Below are 23,644 nucleotides of genomic sequence, written 5' to 3'. Positions count from 1 at the left end.
TCCTAATGATTATAATTTAAAGTGTTGTGCAAATAATTCGCTAAGATTTGGAATGAAGTGAGGTGGGATATCATGCCCCATTCCATCAATTAATTCAAATTTAGCACCCATAATTGCCTTTGCAACGGCCTTTCCGTGACTAGGCGGGAGTAAACGGTCTCGCGAACCGTGCACCACAAGGGTCGGTTGTTGAATCTGTTTGTCCAGTTGCAATAAAGAACCTGTACATAATATTGCTAAAAACTGTTGAAGTACACCCGCAGGGTAATAACTTCGGCGATATAATTTGCGAGAAGTCTGAATTGACTCGATTGGATTGTGATAATCAGGTGAGCCAATAAGCTTAAACACTTTCAAAGAATGGCTTACAATCCCTTCTTCATCGGTCGATTCAGGTCGACCAATTAGACTAAAGAGTTGCTTTGGAAAAGGCGGTGGCAGTAAAGGTTGGTTGTTACTGGTGAACATTAAGCCGAGCTTTTTGACCTTCTGTGGATGACGCGCTGCTAGAATTTGCCCAATCATACCGCCCATGGATGCGCCAATCACATAGCTTTCATCTAAACCTAAACGGTCTAAAAGTAGTGCCACATCGTCAGCCATGTCGTATAAGTCATAAGGTGCACCACGGTTATCTAAACCTAAAGCAAAACGCCCCATCAGTTTGAGGGTGTTTAAGCGTGGACCTTGATGTTTAATTTTTGAAGATAAACCAATATCTCTGTTATCAAAGCGAATGATACGGAACCCTTGATCAATCAGAGATTTACAGAAGAAATCAGGCCAAAATAACAGCTGTGCTCCTAAGCCCATGATCAAAACAATGGTCGGATGATGGTCTTCGCCACCGATTTCGACATGGAGTTCAATACCATTGCCTAAGTCGACTTTGGTTTCGCGCATGAAAGAGGTATAGGGTGAAAGATTATATTGGAGTGCGCTATTCATTATTGTAATCCTCACATAAAGGACATCTATTGTTATAAATGTCCTTTTATTTAAACTCTAAACCTGTGCTGGAATCAAGTCTGGAACCAGTTTTGTTAATGCTAAACGTTGTTTCGCTGCGGTTGCACCGAGCAGTACGAAGCCGCGAAGTGTACCTTGACTGTCTAGGGCTTTGGCAATCATGCCATCGTCTAATTCCTCAGTTTCCCAGTTCACCTCTGCATCGATTGGCGCAGGCAAAACAGTGAGCGGCGCAGCGGGTGTTTTAACTGCTACAGGCATAGCAGGGTAATGCACCGCAGTGGTCTCGCCATTTAATGTTTTGGCTAAAGCGCGTGCTTGTTGCATGATTGGCATCACATAAGGTAGCAAGAGTCCATTGACTTCAGCACAATCTCCTACGGCGTAGATATGCGGTTGATTCGTCTCAAGTTGTGCATTGGTCAAAATGCCACGACTGGTTTGAATACCTGCTTCTTTTGCAAGGGAAATGTTTGGTTGTAGACCAATCGCAGATAAGACTACATCTGCGACTAAAGACTGACCATTGGCTAAGGTCACAACATAGTCACCATTTTCAATTTTAGACACTTTTTCAACTGTGGTGCCAAGGACAAAATGAATACCCGTTGCCTCAAGGTTTTCTTTAAAGGCACTTGAAACATGCGCTGGCAATAAACGGCCCAAAGGCTGGTTTGCCAAGTCGATAACGGTAGCTTGATGACCTGTATGTTGTAAATCATTGGCAAATTCGCAACCGATAAGACCTGCACCTAAAATGACTACACGTTTGTCTGCACGCTTTTCAAGTTTTGCGCGGAAGGTTTTATAGTCGTCTAGATTGTTTACAACTTGAATGTCAGTACTTCCATCGCCCGCAATGGCTAAGCGAATTGGGTTTGCTCCTACCGCTAAAACCAATTGAGAGTAGGGCTGTGTAGATTCAGCGCCATCTTTAATAACGGTTAACTGCTGTTGTTCAGTATGAATCTCTTTCACCCAAGTATGCGTGGCAATTTGCATTTTCAGTTGTGTTGCCATTTTCTCTGTATCACCCAAAGCAATCTGTTCAGGCGCTTTGTTGGCAACAAAGGCATTGGACAATGTTGGTTTGGCATAATTAGTCGCATCATCTGCACATAGCATAAGCAGCTCTTGTTCAGGGTTCAGCTTGCGAAATTCACGTGCTACAGCATAGCCTGCCATACCTGAGCCAATGATGACGATGGGATGCATAAGGTTCTCCAGAGATTATTTTAAAGACGTAAAAAAAGACCATGCTGCATGGTCTTTAACACTATGAATTAGATTTCAACCATTTCAAAATCGATTTTTGACACGCCACAATCTGGGCAAGTCCAATCGTCAGGGATATCGTCCCATTTCGTTCCCGCCACGATGCCATCTTGTGGCCAACCTTCTGCTTCGTCATAAATCCATCCACAAACGATGCATTGATACTTCTTCATTTGACTCTCCAAAACGCTGAACAAGAAAGGGTTCAGTAAAATAATCCATTACGCAAGCTGCTACTCATCTGAGTGGTTAGCATACTTCGCTAATCTAAATTTTTACGCAGTTCTAATACGAATGTAAAGTAAATATCGGAGTTTAATGATTGAATCTATCGGCTAAAAGCGATGATCAGGACAAAACGTATCATTTAAAACCAGATCGCGTTTTGCGAATGTGTGAAGGTTATAGATAATTACATCTAAAAAAGATGCGTTTTTTCAGTCAGCTAGCCTTATAAAATTATTGATGTATAGACTAAGGTCGTGCTGTAAACTCAAAGTTAAATTGCTATTTTAATATTGAGTGTATCTATACCTAATATTTATTAAATAAATGATTTAATTGAAAACAATAACTTACATAAATATTTTGGTTGTTCAGTCGGCTGCATAGCCAGTGCTTGACTGTTTTTTTAACAGATAAAGCTGTAAAATTCATCTATTCCTTTTCAAATTTTATTGATCTCCTATGAACAACTTGTCTACAACGTTGTGGTCGCACATTCGTACGGTCCAAGATTTTCCAAAACCTGGGATTTGCTTCTTCGATTTAACCCCATTGTTTATGAGCAATATTGAGCCTTTAACCGACGCGTTAATTGCAAGTATTCCTGCTGAGCAGTTGGCGGAAGTAGATAGTTTTGTTGCTGTAGAAGCGCGTGGTTTTGTGCTTGCGAGCTTATTGGCACAACGTTTAGGTAAAGGTTTATTGTTGGTACGTAAAGCAGGCAAGCTGCCACCACCGGTGGTGGGTGTCGGTTATAGTTTGGAATATGGATTAGACCGCTTAGAAATGTCAGCCAATACTCCATCGCAAAAAGTGATTATTGTAGATGACGTTTTAGCGACAGGTGGGACATTAAAAGCCGTTAATCAGCTGGTGGCAAAATGTAATCATGAAGTGCTCGGTGCCAGTATTTTTCTTGATTTGCCTGATTTGCATACTGACTTAGGTTTAAAGATTTGGTCAGTATTAGATGACAAATCAAAACCAGAATCTGTTGCGGCATAAGCAGATAAAAAAGCCTTGGGACATCCAAGGCTTTTTTTATTTATATAAATATTGTTGTTCTAAATGTTCAATCAGTTGATTAATATTTTCAGGTTTAAGTAGTCGGTGATGTCCGCCTTCAACCGCTTGAATCAACATGTAATTTTCTAAAATTTCCTGTGCCGCGTACATATCGATTAATTCATCTCCCAGCTCCAAGTAGGCCACTTGCGGCACATTGTGATCTAAGTCAGTATCATTAATGCTCGGGTAATCATCGCGAAAGTCAGGGGCTAAACGTGGGTTGGCAATCACACATGGAATTTGATGCAGCAGCGACATTTTCAATGCCCAATACGCACCAATACAATGTCCAACAATAATTTCAGGTTTTATTTTTTCAATAATATCGTCGTAGAAACTGGCTACGGTAGAAAAATTGAGATAGCGATAATCGATATCGATACAAAATTTCTGCTTTGCATCAATGGCATGGAACTTAGTGGACTCGCGTGAGGAGTCTAATCCATGCAAAAACAAAATTTTAGATTCGCATCTGCTCATGATTTATCATTCAATTAAAAAACTAAATTATTTTATGAGTGGAGAAAAGTTTACTTTTCCACGATTTATAATGTCCATTGTAGAGGGATTGATCGTGAAATGAAGTTAGCTTTTGGTCTAAGAAATAGACAGAACTTTTATACAGAGGGCGTCTTAGCTCTGAAATAAACAGGATGTATACTTTTTTATATATCGCGTGGTTTTTGATGATGCTCATTCGTCTGGAATTCTGCTATGCTATGCAACTTCCGTTTTTTAATACATATACGAGGCAGAGATGACGCAACAAAACGCTCAATCGACTTCTGAACAAGCCATTTCCGAAAACGATTTAATTGCACAGCGTCATGCCAAGTTAAAGCAGATTGAAGATCAAGCCAAACAAACGGGCACTAGCCCATGGCCAAACACCTTTAAACGTGAACATTATGCTCAAGACTTACAAGATCAATTTGCAGACAAAAGCAAAGAAGAAATTGAAGCAGCAGAGCATGTTTATGTGTCTGTAGCGGGTCGTGTGATGTTGAACCGCGGTTCATTCATCGTGATCCAAGATATGACGGGTCGTATCCAGTTATATGTAGCGCGTAAAGAGTTAGCACCAGAAACCTTAGAAACCATTAAGAGCTTAGATCTTGGCGATATTATCGCGGTGAAAGGTTATATTGGTCGTTCTGGTAAAGGTGACCTTTATGTGCATATCGAACATTTTGAGCTTTTAACCAAGTCGCTTCGCCCACTTCCAGATAAATTCCACGGTTTAAACGATACTGAAGTTAAATATCGTAAGCGTTATCTTGACCTGATTGTGAACGAAGAAACACGTAAGACTTTTGAAATCCGTGCCAAAGTGGTTTCAGGCATTCGTGCATTTTTAACTGAAAAGCGCTTCATGGAAGTAGAAACACCGATGATGCATGTGATTCCAGGTGGAGCATCAGCGCGTCCATTTGAAACGCATCATAATGCTTTGGATATGCCACTTTTCTTACGTATCGCGCCTGAGCTTTACTTAAAGCGTTTGGTTGTTGGTGGTTTTGAGCGTGTGTTTGAAATTAACCGTAACTTCCGTAACGAAGGTGTTTCGACGCGTCATAACCCAGAATTCACCATGATTGAATTCTATCAAGCTTATGCAGACTATAAAGACTTGATGGAACTTACCGAAAATATGCTTGAGCGTTTAGCGCTGGACATTTTGGGTTCAACCGATGTGCCTTATGGTGAAGAAGTGTATAGCTTCAAAGGCCCATTCAAGAAAATTTCAATGTTTGATGCCATTCTTGCACACAACCCACAGTTCACGCCTGAAAATGTCAATGACCGTGAATTCTTGGCAAAATTTGTGCAAGAAGAGCTGAAAGAACAGGTAAAACCAGGTTTTGGTCTGGGTAAACTTCAAACCATCGTATTTGAAGAAACTGTTGAAACTCAGCTACGTCAACCGACTTTCATTACAGAATATCCTGCTGAAACATCGCCATTGGCACGTCGTAATGATCATAACCCACACATTACGGACCGTTTTGAGTTCTTTATTGGTGGCCGTGAACTTGCGAATGGTTTCTCAGAGTTGAATGACCCGATTGACCAAGCCGAACGTTTCCAAGCTCAGGTTTCAGAAAAAGACGCAGGTGATGATGAAGCAATGCACTACGATGCAGACTTTGTTGAAGCACTTGAGTACGGCTTACCGCCGACAGCGGGTGAGGGTATTGGTATTGACCGTTTAGTTATGTTATTCGCTAATGCAGCAAGTATTCGTGATGTGATTCTGTTCCCACACATGCGTCATAAAAACTAAGTTTGATCTGAACATAAAAAGCCCGCATTCATTGCGGGTTTTTTTTGATCTTTACAACATTACTAAATAGAAAAGCTTGTAAAAAAGAGATAAAAAAAATAAGGTAACACTTAGCTTTAAGTCCTGAGAATAAAACGGAATGTTTCTAAAAAAAACACTTGCAATCGCTGTGCTAATGGGTGCAACAACGAGTATCTTTGCTCAAGGTCTCGTTTTAAATGATCAAAATTTAAGAACAGATCTAAACTGGTTAAATCAGCAGGGTGTGATTCAAATTAGCACATCTACATGGCCAATGAGCGGTGATGAAATTCAAAGAGTATTGTCTCAGGCTAAAGTTGCGACTCCTGCTCAGCAAAAAGTTATTGAGTCAGTGCGAGCTCATCTCGATCGTGAGAACGCGATGTTTAAAGCACGCTTATTTGCAGAGAGTGATCAAAAGGAAATTCCTCAAGCTTTTGGTGATCAAGAAAAAGCACAGTACCAAGCAGGTTTGGAATTTAATGCTGGTGGTGAAAATTGGGATATTCGCCTTAGAGTGAATGGAGAAAAAGACCCACAAATTGACAACGATCAAGAAGTTAATGTTGAAGGATCTTACATAGCTGGAAAATTGTGGAATCAATGGTTGATTGCTGGTCAGATACCAACATATTGGGGGCCAGGTCATGATGGGAGTCTTTTACGAGGTGATGCGAGCCGCCCAGTCTATGGCTTTACCGCTCAGCGCGCAGATCAATCAGCTTTTGAAACAAAATGGTTGTCATGGATTGGTCCGTGGCAATATCAAGCATTTGCAGGTCAATTAGATGACTATTCTGCTGTACCTGATGCTAAATTAGTGGGTCTACGTCTTACGGCACAACCTTTACCTTATTTAGAATTAGGCGCTTCACGTGCTTTTCAGTGGGGGGGCGAGGGACGACCAGAAAGTTTTAGCTCATTCTGGGATGCTATGATTGGAAACAAGGATAACGGTGGTACAGGAGAACCTGATCCGTCTAATCAGGTTGCAGGATTTGATGCTCGATTGAATTTTCAGCAGTTGTTGAGTGTACCTATGAGTCTGTATGGACAATATGTAGGTGAGGATGAGGCTGGTGGATTACCTTCTAAAAAAATGTATCTTGCTGGCGTAGATTATTCGTCATCTTTTAAAAACATGCCATATCAACTTTATACAGAATGGGCTGATACTCGTACCAACCGTGACGCGTTAGGGGTTTCATATAATCATTCAACTTATACCGATGGTTATTACCAACATGGTTTCCCATTGGGGCATGCTATGGGTGGTGATGGTGAAATGGTATCTTTGGGTGGTGATATTCGATTCGATGCAATGAACCGTCTAAATGGTCGATTATTATTTGCAAAGGTTAATCAATCTGGCCGTATTACCAATGCAGCCTTTCCTGAAACAGATGATATTAAAGCTATCGATTTAACTTGGTCACATTACTTAAGTCCATTTGTACCAATCAAAATTAATGGTTGGTTCAGCGATTCTGATTTACATGGTAATGATGCTGGTGCATCGATTGGTATAGAAATACCTTTGGATAAACGCGTTTTTCATTATTAATATTTGAGAGTGATAGAACCCGCATTTATTGCGGGTTTTTATGTTTTACGGATTAATCTCGAAGTAATTGGAATCCAAATTTTTGGTTATCATGTTGATATATAAAATCAACAAGCTGGTCTGTATTGAGTGTGCTTTTTAATACTCTAAGCTACGAGTTTGGTAAGTCATATACATAGAACCTCAATGAAACAGACTTTAGGTATTTGTAGGGCTTTGTTGCACAAACATTCAAAAGCTAAACTTCTTCCAAGTTATCTAAATTTAAGTGGCAACTTGGGTGTGAGGTCGGCCTAAATCTGTAAATTTATTTAATACGGCCACACGTGCATGAATCTCATTGACTTGGCTTTGAAAGTTTCTCGCACGGAGTTTATCGCCTAATAATTTGATGCAATGCATCTTGGTTTCTATCAGACTTCTGCGATGATAGCCTGACCAATTTTTCCATATTGTTCTTCCTAAACGTTTAACTGTTCGAAGTAATTCATTTCGCTCTAGCGAGCTGGTCTTTGTATCTTTCCAAGGTTTCGCATTTTTTCTTGGCGGAATCACCGCATGTGCTTGTCGGTCTGCAATTACTTGACGGCATTGCTTGGTGTCATAAGCCCCATCAGTATAGACAGAGTCAATCTGCTCATCTTGTGGAATCTGATCGAGTAAATCACCAAGCACTTGTGAATCACTCACATTATTTGTAGTGAGTTGAATAGCGCGTATTTGAAGAGTTTCAGCATCTATACCAATATGAAGTTTACGCCATTGGCGACGATATTCAGGTTGGTGTTTCTTACGCTTCCATTCACCTTCGCCTAGAAACTTTAAGCCAGTAGAATCGACGAGTAGCTGGAGACCATTACTGCTTTTTTGATAGTTAATTGCAATATCAATATGCTTTTGTCTTCTGCAGATGGTGGAATAGTCTGGTGCTGTCCAATCTAATCTACAAAGATGAATGAGACTTTGCACAAAGCCAGTGACCATGCGTAAAGAAAGACGAAATAAGGATTTGATCATTAAACAGCATTGGATGGCTGTATCTGAATAAGTTTGATTTCGACCATGTTTACCTTTGGGTTGAGCGTACCATTGAGTCTTGGGATCAAACCAAATTGAGAGATTTCCTCGATTTATTAATGCACTGTTATAAGAAGACCAATTGGTTGTACGATAGATTTTAGGTGTGGGCTTATTCATTTGAGAATTATATTGTGGAATAAGCCTTTAGAGATAGGTTTGTGCAACAAAGCCTATTTGTAGATGTATTACCTAGCAGAAAATTAGAGGAAAATCGAAGAGTGAATTGGTAAATAGGCTGAATACTTTGAATGAAGTTGATGTAATATTTGAGTTTATTTAGTGATATCTAATTATTGAATAAAACTTATAGGGCTTATCAATTTTGTTTTATATGAGGTTTTTGCATATAAATATAATAAAACAAGCAATAGTGTGTATAACTAAATCTTTATAATGAATATATATTTTTAAAAGTGTAATAAGTACACGATTTTTGTGAGTTGGTGCTGTCAATGTCATTAAATGAGGAAAGACTTACTCATCTTAAACAGCTTGAAGCTGAGAGTATTCATATTATCCGCGAAGTAGCTGCTGAGTTTGAAAACCCAGTAATGCTTTATTCTATTGGTAAGGATTCAGCAGTGATGCTGCATCTGGCGCTCAAAGCGTTCTATCCTGCCAAGCTTCCATTTCCGCTTCTACATGTCGATACGGGTTGGAAATTTAAAGACATGATTGCTTTCCGCGACAACATGGCAAAAACCCATGGTTTTGATTTGATCGTACATCAAAACAAAGAAGGGAAAGATGCGGGCATTAACCCATTTGACCATGGTAGCTCAAAATATACCGACATCATGAAAACTCAAGGCTTAAAACAAGCACTTGATAAATACGGTTTTGATGCGGCATTTGGTGGTGCACGTCGTGATGAAGAAAAATCACGTGCGAAAGAACGTGTCTATTCATTCCGTGACTCGAAACACCGTTGGGACCCAAAAAACCAACGTCCTGAACTTTGGAATCTTTACAACGGTAAAGTGAACAAAGGTGAAAGTATTCGTGTGTTCCCACTATCAAACTGGACTGAGCTTGATATTTGGCAATATATCTACTTGGAAAGCATTCCATTGGTTCCACTTTACTTAGCTGCAGAACGTCCTGTGGTTGAGCGTAGTGGCACCCTGATTATGGTTGATGATGAACGTATGCCTTTAAAAGAAGGCGAAGTTCCACAAATGAAATCGGTACGCTTCCGTACACTTGGTTGTTACCCACTTACGGGTGCAGTAGAGTCAACGGCAAATACCTTACCTGAAATTATCCAAGAAATGTTGCTTGCAACCAGCTCTGAACGTCAAGGTCGTATGATTGACCATGATGAAGCGGGCTCGATGGAGAAGAAAAAGCAAGAAGGTTATTTCTAAAATCTCCCTCTAGCCCCTCTTTAAAAAAGAGGGGGGAACTCCCGAAATAAATGGAGGAAAGTCCTCCTTTATCAAAGGGAGATTTAGAGGGATTAAAGAGATTAAAACCGATTTCTAAAGAATATGTGGAGTTTTGAGCAATGTCTCATCAATCAGAACTGATTAGCCAAGATATCTTGGGCTATCTAAAACAACATGAAAATAAAGACTTATTGCGTTTTCTGACTTGCGGGAACGTCGATGATGGTAAGTCAACTTTAATTGGTCGTTTGCTTTACGATTCAAAATTGATTTATGAAGATCAATTGCAAGCGGTGACTCGTGACTCTAAAAAAGTCGGTACGACAGGCGATGCACCTGACTTAGCACTCCTTGTAGATGGTCTACAAGCTGAACGTGAGCAGGGTATTACCATTGATGTTGCTTATCGTTATTTCTCAACTGAAAAACGTAAGTTCATCATTGCTGACACACCGGGACATGAGCAATATACGCGTAATATGGCAACGGGTGCGTCAACCTGTGATCTTGCGATTATCTTGATTGATGCGCGCTATGGTGTACAAACTCAGACGCGTCGCCATACGTATATTGCAAGCTTACTGGGCATTAAGAACATTATTGTTGCGATTAACAAAATGGACTTGGTTGAATTTTCTGAAGCGCGCTTCAATGAAATTCAGACGGAGTATGCAGGTTTTGTGGCGCAATTGGGTGACCGTAAGCCAAACAACATTATCTTTACGCCTATTTCAGCATTGAATGGTGATAACGTTGTCAATAAATCACCAAATACGCCATGGTATACAGGCGAAACGTTAATGGGTACGCTTGAGTCTGTGGAAATTAACCGCAGTTCAGTGACCAACGATTTTCGTTTCCCTGTGCAATATGTGAACCGTCCAAACCTCAACTTCCGTGGTTTCTGCGGTACAGTTGCGCTAGGTGATGTATCGGTAGGTGATAAAATCGTGGCTTTACCATCAGGCAAGTCGTCGACGGTTAAAGAAATCGTTACTTATGATGGGAACTTAGAGCGTGCCGTTGCAGGTCAAGCAGTAACGTTGACGCTGAATGACGAAATTGATATTTCGCGTGGTAACGTGCTTGTACGTGCGGATCAAGCTGCGCCAGAAATTTCACGTTCGGTCAATGCCACTGTGGTTTGGATGGCAGATCAACCGCTGGTGATTGGTAAGTTGTATAACTTAAAAGTGGGTACGCAAACTGTTCCTGCAAAAGTCACTGCAATTAACTACCGTACCAATGTCAATACATTGGAAAAGGTACAAGTCGATAGCCTTGAGCTGAATGCCATTGCTAATGTCACCGTTGAGTTTGATGCGCCTGTCGTATTTGATCGCTACCAAGACAGTCGTTATACAGGTTCGTTTATCTTCATCGACCGTTTAAACAACGTGACGATTGGTGCGGGTATGGTGGAAGAGTCTGTGGAATGGTCTGCGCATAGCAACCCTGTCACAGCGGAAGACCGTGCTGCACGTTTAGGTCAAAAACCTGCTGCGGTAACTGTCTCTGCGAAAGCTCTAGAAAATGCACAAGCACTTGAAAACTTGTTGATTCAACAAGGTGTAGTTGCGATTGCGAAAGCGGGTCTAACTGCTGATCAGGTTGCACTAGTACGTGAAACAGGTGTGGTTGTGGTGACTGACCTTGTCGACGGCACAGATGTCGCATTCACTCAAGATGCGGTTGAAGAGCTAGCTGATAAAATTGTTGAATTGGTTCGTCTATAAGAGATTGAGCTGATTTGAAGGAACCCACCGTAAGGTGGGTTTTTTATTTCTATTTTAGATGGATAAATATTATTCAAATAAATAATATGATATTTCAATAAAAATTCAGTGCTATAGAATGCCTCTTTTGTAGAGGGGTATTATGAAAAAAATATTATTATTTATTGGTTTAACTTTAACTTTTGCTGCTGATGCTAAACAGCCCACGCAAAGTGATGAAGCGATTAAGAAGGAAATTATTCAACAATCGATACAAGCGTATTCGGGAAATTGTCCTTGTACTTACAATACTGCAAGAAATGGAAGTCGGTGTGGTAAACGTAGTGCTTACAATCGAGTCGGTGGTGCTGCGCCACTGTGTTATCCAGAGGACGTGAGTGATCGTATGGTAAAAGAATTTAAAGGGCGAGCGTAATTTAAGTTCGATTTACAAGGCTTGGAAAATGAAAGAAAACCTGCGGAGATACAGGTTTTCGATTTTGGTGAGGGATTAGACAAGCTTTAATTATTGAGATTGTTAATCGATTGGTTTTGTTAGGAAGTCTCATTATCTTTATTTAAGCGCTTTTTCAGTTTATTCACATAACGTTTAAATGGCCACGTAAACTGCTTCACAAAACTGTTTGGAATTTTATAGCCGACTGTGCCATATACACTGGCCAAATGATTAGGCATATAAATCGATTTAAAAATCACGTCATAAAGTGGAATAAAGGCTGCATAATTTTTATCAATCGCAGGCTTTTCGGAAGAATGATGCCAGTGGTGAAACTCAGGTGTTGCGATCAGCCAGCGCAGATAGGGAAAGCGAAAACGCACGTTGGAGTGAATAAAAATGGCATGGAAAGAAATAAAGACTAAATAAGCAAAGACCGCAGACGTATGAAAACCTAACAAGAAAATTGGTAAGGTTGCGATAAAACGGGTCATTAACACTTCAACGATGTGTAAGCGTGAAGAGGCTAGCCAGTCCATTTGTTCCGTTGAATGGTGAATGGCATGAAAGCGCCATAAAAAATTCACTTCATGCATCGCACGGTGTAACCAATAGGTGGTGAAGTCCACCACGATCAATAGCTCAATAAACTGTAACCAAATTGGCTGTGCCTGCACATAAGGCACAATCGGGTTGTCGGGAATGTGCGTGATCCAATACTGAATAGGCATGACCGTTAAAAACGAAAAAAGCTGAATGCCAATATGGCTAAACATGAAATATTTCATGTCTGTGACCCAGCCAACGCGCAGAATTTTCTGTTCAGTGTTCTTTGCAAAGAATCCTTCAAGTGGGATAAAAACCAAAGCAAGGATGATTAAGGTAATAACGAAATAATCAAAACCTGCATAAAAGGGTAGGGCTGGCAATGTCGGTGCTTTGATCAGTCCACAGCCTAAAATAGCTGCTAAAATGGTGATACACAAACCATAAAAACCATATTTATTCTGTTTAATGATCGCACTATAGGTACCAAAGCCAGCACTGATTACAATGCCAAACAGTAAGGTATAGTAGAAAACATCATAGTGTTTGCTATATAGCGGGCGTAGCTCTGGTGTGGTGAGCACAGTGGGAAATAAAAAGCATAAAGCAGCAAAAATACCCAAAAAGCCTAAGGAAACAGAAAGAAATGCACTGATCTTGCCTTGCCCAGCATTGAGTTGTAGGTTTTCAAATTTTTTTCTGAGTTGATCTGTCATTTTAATTTAATTCTGAATTTTAGGAGTTTTGTCAGAGTTCACTTGAGGGGGAATGTGAAAACATAGGTTAAATTTTAGCGGTATTGCAACTGTTCAGCAATCTTATCTAAAAATATCAAGTAATCCTTCACGTTTATCCATTCGATCTTAAATTTTGATGTTCTATTTCAGGGCTTGAGGTTGCAATCATTAAAAAATTATTTAAGATATATCTTAATAATTTAAAGATGTATCTTTTTATGTCTAAAGCACAAAAAGTTGAACCCTTTGCTGATTTAGAGACAGCACCAGTGTTACGTAAACAGCGCCTATTTGAAGCGGGTCAGATGAAACTTTTAGCCTTACATCTCATTTCATTCGCGCCTAAATATGGCTATGACCTTATTAAAGAAGTGGGTGAAATTGTGGGAGGGGGCTATTGCCCAAGTGCAGGAACGATCTATCCAACCTTGAATTATTTGGAAGAGCAGCAGTTTGTTCAGGTCGCGTTAGATGATGCTGAGCGCAAGCAATACCGTATAACGGCCTTGGGTTTGAAGCATCTTGAGGTTGAGCAAGCAAGTGTGGAAAAGATCTTATCTCGTTTTGATACGCGTAAACAAATTCAAAATAATGAACAATATCTTGACATTAAACGTGCGATGGAAAACCTCAAAGCTTCCTTAAAGCTCAAGATACAACACAGTGAGCTGAGCGCTGAACAAATTCGTGTTATTGCAGAACAAATTGATCAAGCAGCGGTGAATATTGCACGTCTCTAGGAAAACAGAATGAAACAACATGCTTATGAAGTCACCCTCAAACACATTGCAGATGCTCAAGGCAACCCGTCGACCTATACCGATACTTTGAGTTTTAACAGCTATAACCACGACGATATTTTTAAAGTGTTACAGGTGATTCAAAACAGTCAAATGCTGGATGATGAAGCAGCGAAATCATTTGCTGTTGGTTTAAAGCTTTTTAGTGAGGTGATACTGGAGCATAAAAACCTTCCACTCTTTAAAGACTTTATGCCACATTTAGGGCAGTTTATGAAAGCTTTAAAACAAACCGTTAAAACGCAAAGCCAAAGCTAATTTTTATTTACTCAGGTCGATTATGTTCAACACGCTCCCCAAAATTCATATCAAACATTTAAATTGGTTAATGCCTTTATTGCTTTCCGGCCTGATGAGTGGTTCTATTTCTGGTTTTAACTTACTGCTAAATAAAGGCCTAGTGCATAATTTCTTCCATCTTTGGCTCAAAAGCTGGAGCTTATCTTGGTTGATTGCATTTCCTCTGATTATGGTATTTTTACCTTTGGTTCGTAAATTTCTAATGCAGTTTGTATCTTTGCCTGATCAGCCACGCAACTGACATACCTGTGCTTTTCATTTGGCCCGAATCGTTCTAAGTAATGTTTGAGAGGGATGTCGAGAGCGGTCCCAGCTTGCTTTTTTTATCAATGATCAGCGCTATCACGCAGCAAAATAGTCTTCACACTATACATAAGTACGGTGTTCTTCATTTCAATTTATTTCTATGATCAAATAGGTCTATGAAACTTGAAAAATATCGCAAGAGTTAGGAATAAATCATGTCACAAACAACGATGCAACAGGTCATTATTACAGAGCCGGGTGGTGTGGATAAGCTGGCATATGAAACAGTGACTATCCCTGAAGCAAAAGCAGACGAGGTCTTGGTTAAGGTTCATGCGTTTGGTATTAACCGTCCAGATATTTTACAGCGTCAGGGTTTATATCCAATGCCGGCTGGGGTAACGCAAGTGCCAGGACTTGAGGTTGCAGGTGAGGTCGTTGCAATTGGAGCTGAAGTTACACAGTTTAAATTAGGCGATAAAGTTTGTGGTTTGACCAATGGTGGTGGTTATGCAGAGTATTGCGTGGTTCCACAAAGTCAAACTTTACATATTCCAGAAAATGTAAGCTTTGTGGAAGCGGCGGCTATTCCTGAAACTTTTTTCACGGTTTGGGCAAATGTGTTCCAAATGGGTAAAGCCAAAGCAGGGGAAGTGGTGTTGGTGCATGGCGGAACCAGTGGTATTGGCACCACGGCACTCATGCTATGTAAAGCATTGGGCATTAAAACCTTTGCAACCGTTGGCAGCGATGAAAAAGTACAAGCCATTGCAAATTTAACAGATGCCATCAATTATAAAACCCAAGACTTTGAACACGAGATCAATGAGAGAACGGAAAATGCTGGTGTTGATTTGATTTTAGATATGGTGGGTGCACCGTATTTGGAAAAGAATTTGAACTTGCTTCGCCGCGATGGACGTTTGGTTTATATTGCCTTTTTGGGTGGGGCAAAAGCCAAAGAGGTTAAGTTGGGGCAAATTATGATGAAGCGCTTAACCATCACAGGTTCGACCATGCGTGCACGAAATACGGCTGAGAAGGCTGAGATTGCACAAGGTTTACAAAATCATGTAGCACCGCTATGGGCCAAAGGTGAGTGCTTGCCAATGATTTATCAAACTTTTGATTTCGATCAGATTCAAGCAGCACATGCGTGCATGGATACGGGTGAGCACGTGGGTAAAATTGTGGTAAAAATTTTGTAATATTTCTATAGTATAAAAAATAGAGCTGACCTAGTGTCAGCTTTTTTTTGCCTAAAATTTTTCCAAAAAATAAAAATAATGTACTGAAAATAGAAAATAATTTAACAAAGATTAAAAAAAGATAACTGTTCGACACAACCTGTCAAAACTGTGGTGTAAATTTGCAACTAAATTTAAACCTGACAAATTTACGTGGTTTTAAATGAAAAATAAAACAGAAAAGAGGGTTGTCATGAAAATTTTATCGACATCATATACACATGCACATGGTTTCCGTGCGCTCAAGCGCTTGCATAAGGCGGTTATCTATAATAGTGTTTTACCTGATGAGTTACATAAGTTGTATAAAGCCTTAATTCATTTTGAACGCTATATAGAGCGATTAGCGCATCAGAAAACCGCTGTAAAGAAGAGGAAATCTAACAAACATTGAGCGCTTTTTTTGATAAAAACATGACATAGCTTGAAAGTTGACTGTTTGTCTTTTACTTAATATTATTCAGTGATTTATATTGAATATAATGCTTAGGCATTTAACTATAAATAAAGACACAACATTGATTGTGCAGCGAGGGCAATATGAAGCGTAAAGCTTCAACACATGAACGCCTTGCGGAGCGTTTAGCAAATATTTTGACTAAATTAAATACTGGGTATCAATTGGGGGTTGCAGAACTAGCACATGAATTTCAGGTGAGTACTCGGACAATAGAGCGAGATTTTGATCGTCTCAATACGTATTTACCTTTACTTCAAGATGAATATACCAAGAAGTACTTTTTAGATCCTGTTTATCTTGGGCGCTTTAAGCTACAAGACATTCAGAACTTTGCGCAGCTTTCTGGGATCAGTGAGCTCTATCCATCTCTAGATATGTCTTTTCTACGTGGCCTGCTTGATGAGCGTGCGAATCAAGTGTTCTCTGCCAAAGGTTATTATTATGAAAATGCACAGCAATTTGCTGAACATTTTCAGGTTTTTGCGGGCGCGATTCATAAGCGTCAAAAAATCAGTTTTATTTATAATGATCGTTTGCGCCATGTTGACCCGTATCGTTTAATTCATCATCAGGGAAGTTGGTATTTGGCTGCAGCTGTAGTTGATGAATTACGTGCTTATCGTTTAAGTAAAATAGATCAAGTGGTTGTACATGAGTCGGAGCTTTTCGAGCACCATTTAGAAGTTTTGACCCAATTAGAGCTTAGTGAGGGGATTTGGTTTGCAAAGCATAAGCAAACGGTCAAAATATCGGTGCGACCTGAAGTTGCTTTATATTTTAAGCAACGTCTGTTATTGCCAGAGCAACAAATTGTACTAGAAGATGCATCGGGTGGTTTATTAATTGATTGTCAAATTTGCCATGAAATGCAACTTTTACCTTTGGTACGTTATTGGATTCCATACATTAAAATTATTGAGCCAGCTCATTTTCAAGAAAAATTAGAACAAGATCTGCAACATTACTTATTACCACCCTTATCGTGATAAACGAATGAGATATTATTTTTAAGAGAGTCAATGTGCTCTCTTTTTTTGTGCATTGCATTATGCTTTTTCTGTAGGCATAAAAAAACCAGCTTAACGCTGGGTTCTTTATATGCACCATACTTAGAAGTATAAGAATGGTGCCCGAGGCCAGACTCGAACTGGCACGCTTTGTGGGCGGGGGATTTTAAATCCCCTGTGTCTACCGATTTCACCACTCGGGCTTTAACAAGATGGAGGCGGAGGTCGGAATCGAACCGGCGTCCACGGAGTTGCAGTCCGCTGCATGACCACTCTGCCACCCCGCCGCGTCTTGTTGATGCGTATATTAGCAAGCTCTGAAAAAAAAACAATAGCGCTTTCATTCGTATGCGCATAAAAACAGCATATAGCGAAAAATATTTAAAATTATCATGTATTATGTGCAAAATTGATTCATATCAACACTTGGAGATGTGCCGTGGCATTAGTTTTAGATGGTCGTGCATTGGCAAAAAAAATTGAAGCTGACTTGTTAACTCGCGTTGAAGCGCTCAAAGCAAAATCAGGTCGTACCCCAATTCTTGCGACTATTTTGGTGGGTGACGATGGTGCATCTGCAACTTATGTACGTATGAAAGGAAATGCCTGCCGTCGTGTTGGTATGGACTCACTTAAAGTTGAACTTCCAAAAGAGACCACCACTGAACAATTGTTGGCAGAAATTGAAAAACTGAATGCAAATCCTGATGTTCACGGTATTTTGCTTCAACATCCAGTGCCTGAACAAATTGATGAGCGTGCATGTTTTGATGCAATTTCTCTTGCAAAAGATGTGGATGGCGTAACGTGTCTTGGTTTTGGTCGTATGGCCATGGGTGAAGCAGCATATGGTTCTGCGACACCTGCAGGTATTATGACTATTTTGCAAGAAAACAATATCGAAATTGCTGGAAAGCATGCTGTTGTTGTAGGACGTTCTGCAATTTTGGGTAAGCCAATGGCTGCGATGTTACTTCAAGCCAATGCGACCGTAACGATCTGCCACTCACGTACTCAGAACTTAGCTGACTTTGTGAAACAAGCCGATATTATCGTGGGCGCGGTTGGTAAGGCGGAATTGATTCAAAAAGATTGGATCAAACAAGGTGCAGTGGTTGTTGATGCTGGTTTCCATCCACGTGATGGTGGTGGTGTAGGCGACATTCAATTGGTCGGTATTGAAGAAGTGGCTTCTGCGTACACACCTGTTCCAGGTGGTGTTGGCCCAATGACGATTACGACACTAATTCGTCAAACAGTTGAAGCTGCTGAAAAAGCTTTAGGTTAATTTTTATAAGACTCTAAAATCAGTTTTATGTTGGTGTTGGAGTCGTGACATCGTCATTTGCTGCTGTTCGAGGCCGGACCAAATTCGATAAAAATGTTTCTGCGAAGCATTAAATAAATGATGATTTCAGTCGAGTTCAGCAAATGGCAATGGTTTTGCCTACTTTTGTCGAAACAAAAGTAGGTCGAACCGAAGGTTATGCATATCATGCGTCTTAATGTGTAAGACTCCGTCGTGCGTTTATTAAAAAATTCTACAAATATAAAATGTCCATGAGCTGTACTTTCCAATTTCCTCAAGCACCTAAACATTTACTAAAAGCCTTGCATGAGGTGATTCCAAATTGTGAGCTTTTAGCTCAGCAACTTCCTGAGACATCCATTTCACTGTGGCTCATTCCTCCAGTATTTCCAACCGATAAACTGGATGATGAAATCATTCGTCGTATTTGGAATGAAACGCCATATTGGATCTTTTGTTGGGCTTCAGGTCTAGCCATGGCGCAGTGGTTACTGGCAGAGCCTCATCATGTCAAAGATAAGGTGGTGTTGGATTTTGGTGCAGGTTCAGGTGTGGTGGCGATTGCAGCCAAAATGGCGGGCGCAAAACGTGTGATTTGTTGCGATATTGATGCAGTTAGTTTAGATGCTTGCCGTGCCAATGCGGAACTCAATAACGTAGAGCTAGAGTATTTGGATGACTTATATCAATCTGAACAGGTCGATATTCTATTGGCTGCCGATGTTTTATATGACCAATGTAATCGTTTCTTTTTAGATGAGTTTTTAAAGTTTGCACCTGAGGTTTGGGTGGCAGATAGTCGTGTTAAAAATTTTAGTCATCCGCAATACATAAAGCTTGATGAGCGTAGTGCCACAACTTGGCCAGATCTAGATGAGTCACTAGAGTTTCGCAATGTGAGTTTTTATCGAACGTTGAATGTTCAAAAAGGGCACTAAGCCCTTTTTTATATATCAGAAGGTCTTAAGAGCACGTATAGCGTACAACATGTAGTGTGCTTGGTCGTGCTTCAAGTGACTCGCGTGTTGCAAAGTTTTCACCTTGGTGTAAGTCAGGTGTATTGCTTAAGCCAAAAGTGGCACGAGTTTGACCAATTTGGCGTCCATATTCGGGAACATCTGCTGCAGTATTAGGAATTTCATTAATACTTAAAATCGCCAATTTATAATTCTTTTGTGAACCTAAAACTTTTTGGCAAGCACGTTGTAATTTATTTTCATCGAGTTGCTGATTTTTACGAGCAGCAAGCGTATAAGCAAGGGTAGCACTCGACGCTGATTGATGTTCAATTTGATAGCCAACATTGCCATTGTACTGGCGAGGTGTGCTTTGACATGCAGATACTGCTAAAACGATACAGCTTAAGCCTAAAAGTTTATACGTATTTTTCATATAAAAAGTTCCTAACATTATTCTTGTTCTTAGTATGCCATACACAGGTGTAATTCACGATATTTCAATCGATCAAGTTTCGGCAAAAAAATTGATCAAACATAAAAAATGCCTTTATTCGAGAAGGCATTTTTTATGTTTAGCTTATTAACTTACACAGTCAATTTAAGCATCAATGATCGGTAATCATGCTGTGCTTTTTGGTGTCTTTCATAAAGATGTAAGTCAGTAGAGATAAGCCAATCATGAAGGTGATGTAGTAAAAGAAGTAGTTTTCATGTCCTGCATTTTTAAAGCTCAACGCCACAAGTTCTGCTGTACCACCAAAGATAGTATTGGCAATCGCATAAGGCAGGGCAACCCCTAGTGCACGAATATGTGCTGGAAAGAGCTCTGCTTTGACTACGGCATTAATTGCGGTATAACCCGTTACAATTACCATACCGCTCATACATAGCATGAATGCGGTTGTTGGACTGTTGGTTGAACCAAGACCGTTGAAAATTGGAATCGTGAACAGTACACCCAATACACCAAAAGTGATCATAATTGGTTTACGACCAATTTTATCAGACAGTGCACCCACCACAGGTTGCAATAGCATGAAGACAAAGATTGCAGCTGTGGTGATCTCTGTTGCTGTGGTTTTCTCAAAACCTGAGGTGTTGACTAAGTATTTTTGTAAATACGTGGTAAAGGTATTGAATGCCAGTGTTCCACCTGCAGTCAGCATAATTACGGTGAACGCTTGCTTTGGATATTTGGTAAATAAAGCAAGTGCGCTAGATTTTGGGCCACCATTTTTAGCTTGTTCCTGTGCATCTTTTGAGGATTGGGTTTCAACCAAACCACGACGAATCCAGAACACCACAATGGCAAGTACAGCACCAATGAAGAAGGGAATACGCCATCCCCATTCAGATAACTGTGCTTCGCTCATGGTGCGTTGTAAAATGATCAACACACACAGCGCCAAGAGCTGACCTGAAATGAGAGTCACATACTGAAAACTAGAGAAGAAACCACGATGGTTTTTCCCAGCCATTTCCGTTAAATAGGTTGCGCTTGAACCGTACTCTCCACCAACACTTAAACCTTGCAATAAACGGGCAAAGAGCAATAAGGCAGGTGCGAGCATACCCACACTGGCATAGGTGGGTGCACAGGCAATAATCAAAGATCCTACACACATTAAAGATACAGAGAGGGTAAGACCTGATTTACGTCCTTTACGATCTGCATAAATGCCCATGATCCACGCGCCAATAGGACGCATCAGGAAGCCCAGTGCAAAGACGGCAGCAGCTTGTAACAGTTTTACCGTGTCATCCCCTTCAGGGAAAAACTGTGGCGCGAAATATAAGGTAAATGCGGCATAGACATACCAGTCATACCATTCAACTAAGTTGCCAGCTGAACCACCGAGAATCGATTTTAAGCGGGTCTTTTTATCGATGCTTACTGGAGCAGTTTGGGGAGATAGATCAGTCACAAAAATTTCCCAAAGAGAAGTTCGGAAAATACATCTTTTAACTTTTTAAGTAGAAAAAGTTAAAACAATATATTTTAAGATTAAACAAAAAATTCTGTTTCGTTATACGCCCCTTATCCTTGGACTTCATTCGACTTTAGTCTAAATGTTGGTATGATTTATATGCTGTTAAGTTTTTCTAATGAATATCTTTATTTTAATGGGAAATTATCATTTTACTTATTCAAAACAAACTCTTGTGATTTTTTAATGTGTGAATAGTCAATTAAAATACAAGGGGTTATAGGGCTTTTTTATTTTATGGTGAATGTTGATTTTTAGAAAAGAAAGTGTTTTTTAGCTTGGAAATTAGTCGATTTTTCACTGAATAGTCAAAATTAAAAATTAAATTGTAAAAATAGATGCAGTTATTAATTTATTTAGAATAACGAATTTCCTCTGATCTGAATGGCTTTGGAGTATGACAAGGTTGGATTTTGATGTTAAGTTTAGCGTGAAGAACAAAAATAACACAATAACTCAATGAGAGAGGTGAATATGCAAGACACAGATGCCATTTATGATATTGCCGTTGTGGGCGCGGGCATCAATGGGGTGGGCATTGCAAATGACGCTGTAGGGCGCGGTTTAAGTGTTTTCGTCTGCGAAAAAGATGACTTAGCTAGTCATACGTCTTCAGCCAGTAGCAAGCTCATTCATGGTGGATTGCGTTATCTCGAACAAAAAGAATTTCGTTTGGTGCGTGAAGCGCTATTAGAGCGTGAAGTACTGTTAAAAAAAGCCCCACATTTGATCCATCCTATGCGTTTTATTATGCCGCATTTACCTTATTTGCGTCCTGCGTGGTTGATTCGTTCAGGCTTGTTTATCTATGACTATTTGGCAAAACGAGAAACATTAGAGGGCTCGGAGCTTGTTCATTTTAATGTCGATAGCCCGTTAAAAGACACCATTAAGCGTGGTTTTGAATATTCGGACTGTACTGTGGATGATGCTCGTTTGGTGGTAGTTAATGCAATTCAAGCGCATGAGCTGGGAGCTCAAATTCGGACACAAACACGATGTGTTTCTGCGGTTCAGCAGGAGGGTGTGTGGTGTCTAACCTTAGAGCATCAAAAACAACATTACCAAATTAAAGCTCGAACTTTGGTTAATGCAACGGGTGCATGGGTCACGGATTTTATTCAACAGCAACTGTCCAAAACCCCAAAGGCAGGCATTCGATTGGTTCAGGGCAGTCATATTATTGTGAAGCGTTTATACCCGGAACCGCATGCGTTTATTCTACAAAATGATGATCAACGCATTGTGTTTGTAATTCCTTATTTAGATGAATACAGCCTGATTGGTACCACGGACGTAGAGTTTGAGGGGGATGCAAATCATGTCCATATCACCGAGCAGGAAACTGCTTATTTGATTGATGTGATTAATGACCATTTCAAGCTTCAATTACAGCAAGAAGATGTAATCTCAAGCTTTGCAGGTGTAAGGGCATTGTATGATGATGCAAGTACACAAGCCTCTAAAGTGACACGTGATTATGTACTGGCGATATCTAAACCTGTTGCGGATGAAGCACCATTATTATCTGTTTATGGTGGAAAGTTAACGACTTATCGAAAGTTGGCGGAAGCGGCTTTGCTACAGCTAAAACGTTATTTTCCACACATGAAGGCGGAATGGACGGCTGAGGCAAAACTCCCAGGTGCGGAAGGTTTTAGTTCAGTTGAGGTTTTATGTGCAGAGTTGATGCATGAAATCAAAGGACTGGATTTTCAAACAGCGCATCGTTGGGCAAACAGTTATGGTAGTCGAGTGTGGCATATGCTCAGTGAGAACAAAGATGTACAAACTTTAGGGCAGTCTTTTGGCCATGGTTTGTATCAGCAAGAAGTGGATTATGTGGTGAAACGTGAGTGGGCCATCAGCAGTGAAGATATTTTAAAACGCCGGACTAAGCTGTATTTAAAATTTGATGCACTAGAAACCCAAGCTTTAGACCTCTACTTGCAGGATTTACACCTGCGTCGTCTGCAAGAGGATGCTGCATAGTATTGAT

The 23,644-nt window shown here is 40.1% G+C and carries 23 protein-coding genes and 2 tRNA genes; 15 read left to right on the top strand and 10 right to left on the bottom strand.

The window, feature by feature from the left end; genetic code table 11:
• Window positions 1–9: 9 nt before the first annotated feature.
• From ACSC9N_RS11745 to rubA, 3 genes are all read right to left on the bottom strand, one after another.
• Window positions 10–948, bottom strand: coding sequence for an alpha/beta fold hydrolase (locus ACSC9N_RS11745; protein WP_010326263.1), 939 nt, complete (start codon window positions 946–948; stop codon window positions 10–12).
• Between the two features lie 57 nt (window positions 949–1,005).
• On the bottom strand, window positions 1,006–2,184 hold the full coding sequence (locus ACSC9N_RS11740) for an NAD(P)/FAD-dependent oxidoreductase (protein ID WP_010326264.1): 1,179 nt from the start codon (window positions 2,182–2,184) through the stop codon (window positions 1,006–1,008).
• Window positions 2,185–2,252: 68 nt separating this feature from the next.
• On the bottom strand, window positions 2,253–2,417 hold the full coding sequence (rubA, locus tag ACSC9N_RS11735; protein WP_004694381.1) for a rubredoxin RubA: 165 nt from the start codon (window positions 2,415–2,417) through the stop codon (window positions 2,253–2,255).
• A gap of 514 nt (window positions 2,418–2,931) precedes the next feature.
• On the opposite strand from rubA, the gene ACSC9N_RS11730 reads away from it, so the two are divergent.
• A complete protein-coding gene (locus tag ACSC9N_RS11730; protein WP_010326265.1) occupies window positions 2,932–3,474 on the top strand; it encodes an adenine phosphoribosyltransferase in 543 nt (180 codons plus the stop codon).
• Between the two features lie 36 nt (window positions 3,475–3,510).
• On the opposite strand, the gene ACSC9N_RS11725 is transcribed toward ACSC9N_RS11730, so the two are convergent.
• Complete coding sequence (locus ACSC9N_RS11725; RefSeq protein WP_010326266.1) at window positions 3,511–4,017, bottom strand: YqiA/YcfP family alpha/beta fold hydrolase; 507 nt, start codon at window positions 4,015–4,017, stop codon at window positions 3,511–3,513.
• 277 nt (window positions 4,018–4,294) lie between these two features.
• Here ACSC9N_RS11725 and lysS point away from each other — a divergent pair, with 277 nt between their 5' ends.
• Both lysS and ACSC9N_RS11715 read left to right on the top strand, forming a co-directional pair.
• Window positions 4,295–5,821: a lysine--tRNA ligase gene (gene lysS, locus ACSC9N_RS11720; protein WP_010326267.1), complete on the top strand. Its 1,527-nt coding sequence runs from the start codon at window positions 4,295–4,297 to the stop codon at window positions 5,819–5,821.
• Between the two features lie 139 nt (window positions 5,822–5,960).
• Window positions 5,961–7,406: a capsule assembly Wzi family protein gene (locus ACSC9N_RS11715; RefSeq protein ID WP_010326268.1), complete on the top strand. Its 1,446-nt coding sequence runs from the start codon at window positions 5,961–5,963 to the stop codon at window positions 7,404–7,406.
• A gap of 264 nt (window positions 7,407–7,670) precedes the next feature.
• Here the strand turns inward: ACSC9N_RS11715 and ACSC9N_RS11710 are convergent, their stop codons facing one another.
• Window positions 7,671–8,603, bottom strand: a complete 933-nt coding sequence (locus ACSC9N_RS11710; RefSeq protein ID WP_004637176.1) for an IS5-like element ISAha1 family transposase — start codon at window positions 8,601–8,603, stop codon at window positions 7,671–7,673.
• A gap of 335 nt (window positions 8,604–8,938) precedes the next feature.
• Between ACSC9N_RS11710 and cysD the strand changes: the two genes are divergently transcribed.
• The 3 genes from cysD (at window position 8,939) to ACSC9N_RS11695 (ending at window position 12,025) form a co-directional block, all read left to right on the top strand.
• The gene (gene cysD, locus ACSC9N_RS11705; protein ID WP_004694369.1) at window positions 8,939–9,853 is read left to right on the top strand and encodes a sulfate adenylyltransferase subunit CysD; all 915 of its coding nucleotides are present in this window, start codon (window positions 8,939–8,941) and stop codon (window positions 9,851–9,853) included.
• 140 nt (window positions 9,854–9,993) lie between these two features.
• Window positions 9,994–11,610, top strand: coding sequence for a sulfate adenylyltransferase subunit CysN (gene cysN / locus ACSC9N_RS11700; protein WP_058952092.1), 1,617 nt, complete (start codon window positions 9,994–9,996; stop codon window positions 11,608–11,610).
• A gap of 142 nt (window positions 11,611–11,752) precedes the next feature.
• Window positions 11,753–12,025, top strand: a complete 273-nt coding sequence (locus tag ACSC9N_RS11695) for a hypothetical protein (RefSeq protein WP_010326271.1) — start codon at window positions 11,753–11,755, stop codon at window positions 12,023–12,025.
• 119 nt (window positions 12,026–12,144) lie between these two features.
• Here ACSC9N_RS11695 and ACSC9N_RS11690 read toward each other — a convergent pair whose 3' ends face one another.
• Window positions 12,145–13,308, bottom strand: coding sequence for a sterol desaturase family protein (locus ACSC9N_RS11690; RefSeq protein WP_010326272.1), 1,164 nt, complete (start codon window positions 13,306–13,308; stop codon window positions 12,145–12,147).
• A 239-nt stretch (window positions 13,309–13,547) separates the two neighbouring features.
• Between ACSC9N_RS11690 and ACSC9N_RS11685 the strand changes: the two genes are divergently transcribed.
• From ACSC9N_RS11685 to ACSC9N_RS11660, 6 genes are all read left to right on the top strand, one after another.
• Window positions 13,548–14,069: a PadR family transcriptional regulator gene (locus tag ACSC9N_RS11685; protein WP_010326273.1), complete on the top strand. Its 522-nt coding sequence runs from the start codon at window positions 13,548–13,550 to the stop codon at window positions 14,067–14,069.
• A gap of 9 nt (window positions 14,070–14,078) precedes the next feature.
• Window positions 14,079–14,387 carry a DUF3861 domain-containing protein gene (locus ACSC9N_RS11680; RefSeq protein WP_010326274.1) on the top strand — a complete coding sequence of 103 codons (309 nt, stop codon included), beginning with the start codon at window positions 14,079–14,081 and terminating at the stop codon, window positions 14,385–14,387.
• A 22-nt stretch (window positions 14,388–14,409) separates the two neighbouring features.
• Window positions 14,410–14,670: a DUF2798 domain-containing protein gene (locus tag ACSC9N_RS11675; protein ID WP_004694355.1), complete on the top strand. Its 261-nt coding sequence runs from the start codon at window positions 14,410–14,412 to the stop codon at window positions 14,668–14,670.
• Between the two features lie 220 nt (window positions 14,671–14,890).
• Window positions 14,891–15,883: an NAD(P)H-quinone oxidoreductase gene (locus ACSC9N_RS11670; protein ID WP_058952091.1), complete on the top strand. Its 993-nt coding sequence runs from the start codon at window positions 14,891–14,893 to the stop codon at window positions 15,881–15,883.
• Window positions 15,884–16,085: 202 nt separating this feature from the next.
• On the top strand, window positions 16,086–16,316 hold the full coding sequence (locus ACSC9N_RS11665) for a hypothetical protein (RefSeq protein WP_371746419.1): 231 nt from the start codon (window positions 16,086–16,088) through the stop codon (window positions 16,314–16,316).
• A gap of 146 nt (window positions 16,317–16,462) precedes the next feature.
• A complete protein-coding gene (locus tag ACSC9N_RS11660) occupies window positions 16,463–17,368 on the top strand; it encodes a helix-turn-helix transcriptional regulator (protein WP_058952090.1) in 906 nt (301 codons plus the stop codon).
• A gap of 138 nt (window positions 17,369–17,506) precedes the next feature.
• Here ACSC9N_RS11660 and ACSC9N_RS11655 read toward each other — a convergent pair.
• Together ACSC9N_RS11655 and ACSC9N_RS11650 are read right to left on the bottom strand one after the other, a co-directional pair.
• A tRNA-Leu gene (locus tag ACSC9N_RS11655) sits at window positions 17,507–17,592 on the bottom strand.
• A 10-nt stretch (window positions 17,593–17,602) separates the two neighbouring features.
• Window positions 17,603–17,676: transfer RNA gene (locus ACSC9N_RS11650), tRNA-Cys, on the bottom strand.
• 152 nt (window positions 17,677–17,828) lie between these two features.
• On the opposite strand from ACSC9N_RS11650, the gene folD reads away from it, so the two are divergent.
• Window positions 17,829–18,677: a bifunctional methylenetetrahydrofolate dehydrogenase/methenyltetrahydrofolate cyclohydrolase FolD gene (folD, locus tag ACSC9N_RS11645; protein ID WP_058952089.1), complete on the top strand. Its 849-nt coding sequence runs from the start codon at window positions 17,829–17,831 to the stop codon at window positions 18,675–18,677.
• A 272-nt stretch (window positions 18,678–18,949) separates the two neighbouring features.
• Window positions 18,950–19,636 carry a class I SAM-dependent methyltransferase gene (locus tag ACSC9N_RS11640; protein WP_058952088.1) on the top strand — a complete coding sequence of 229 codons (687 nt, stop codon included), beginning with the start codon at window positions 18,950–18,952 and terminating at the stop codon, window positions 19,634–19,636.
• Window positions 19,637–19,661: 25 nt separating this feature from the next.
• Here ACSC9N_RS11640 and ACSC9N_RS11635 read toward each other — a convergent pair whose 3' ends face one another.
• The gene (locus tag ACSC9N_RS11635; RefSeq protein ID WP_058869220.1) at window positions 19,662–20,090 is read right to left on the bottom strand and encodes a hypothetical protein; all 429 of its coding nucleotides are present in this window, start codon (window positions 20,088–20,090) and stop codon (window positions 19,662–19,664) included.
• Window positions 20,091–20,262: 172 nt separating this feature from the next.
• Window positions 20,263–21,582 carry an MFS transporter gene (locus ACSC9N_RS11630; protein ID WP_058952087.1) on the bottom strand — a complete coding sequence of 440 codons (1,320 nt, stop codon included), beginning with the start codon at window positions 21,580–21,582 and terminating at the stop codon, window positions 20,263–20,265.
• A 537-nt stretch (window positions 21,583–22,119) separates the two neighbouring features.
• Between ACSC9N_RS11630 and glpD the strand changes: the two genes are divergently transcribed.
• Window positions 22,120–23,637: a glycerol-3-phosphate dehydrogenase gene (gene glpD / locus ACSC9N_RS11625; RefSeq protein WP_010326281.1), complete on the top strand. Its 1,518-nt coding sequence runs from the start codon at window positions 22,120–22,122 to the stop codon at window positions 23,635–23,637.
• The last annotated feature ends 7 nt before the right edge of the window (window positions 23,638–23,644 follow it).

Origin of the sequence: Acinetobacter sp. PC34, assembly GCF_051789135.1 — a bacterium.
Taxonomy (GTDB): Bacteria; Pseudomonadota; Gammaproteobacteria; order Pseudomonadales; family Moraxellaceae; genus Acinetobacter; species Acinetobacter johnsonii.
Note: the sequence above shows the minus strand (reverse complement) of the source record. Positions and strands in the feature narration are given on the sequence as shown.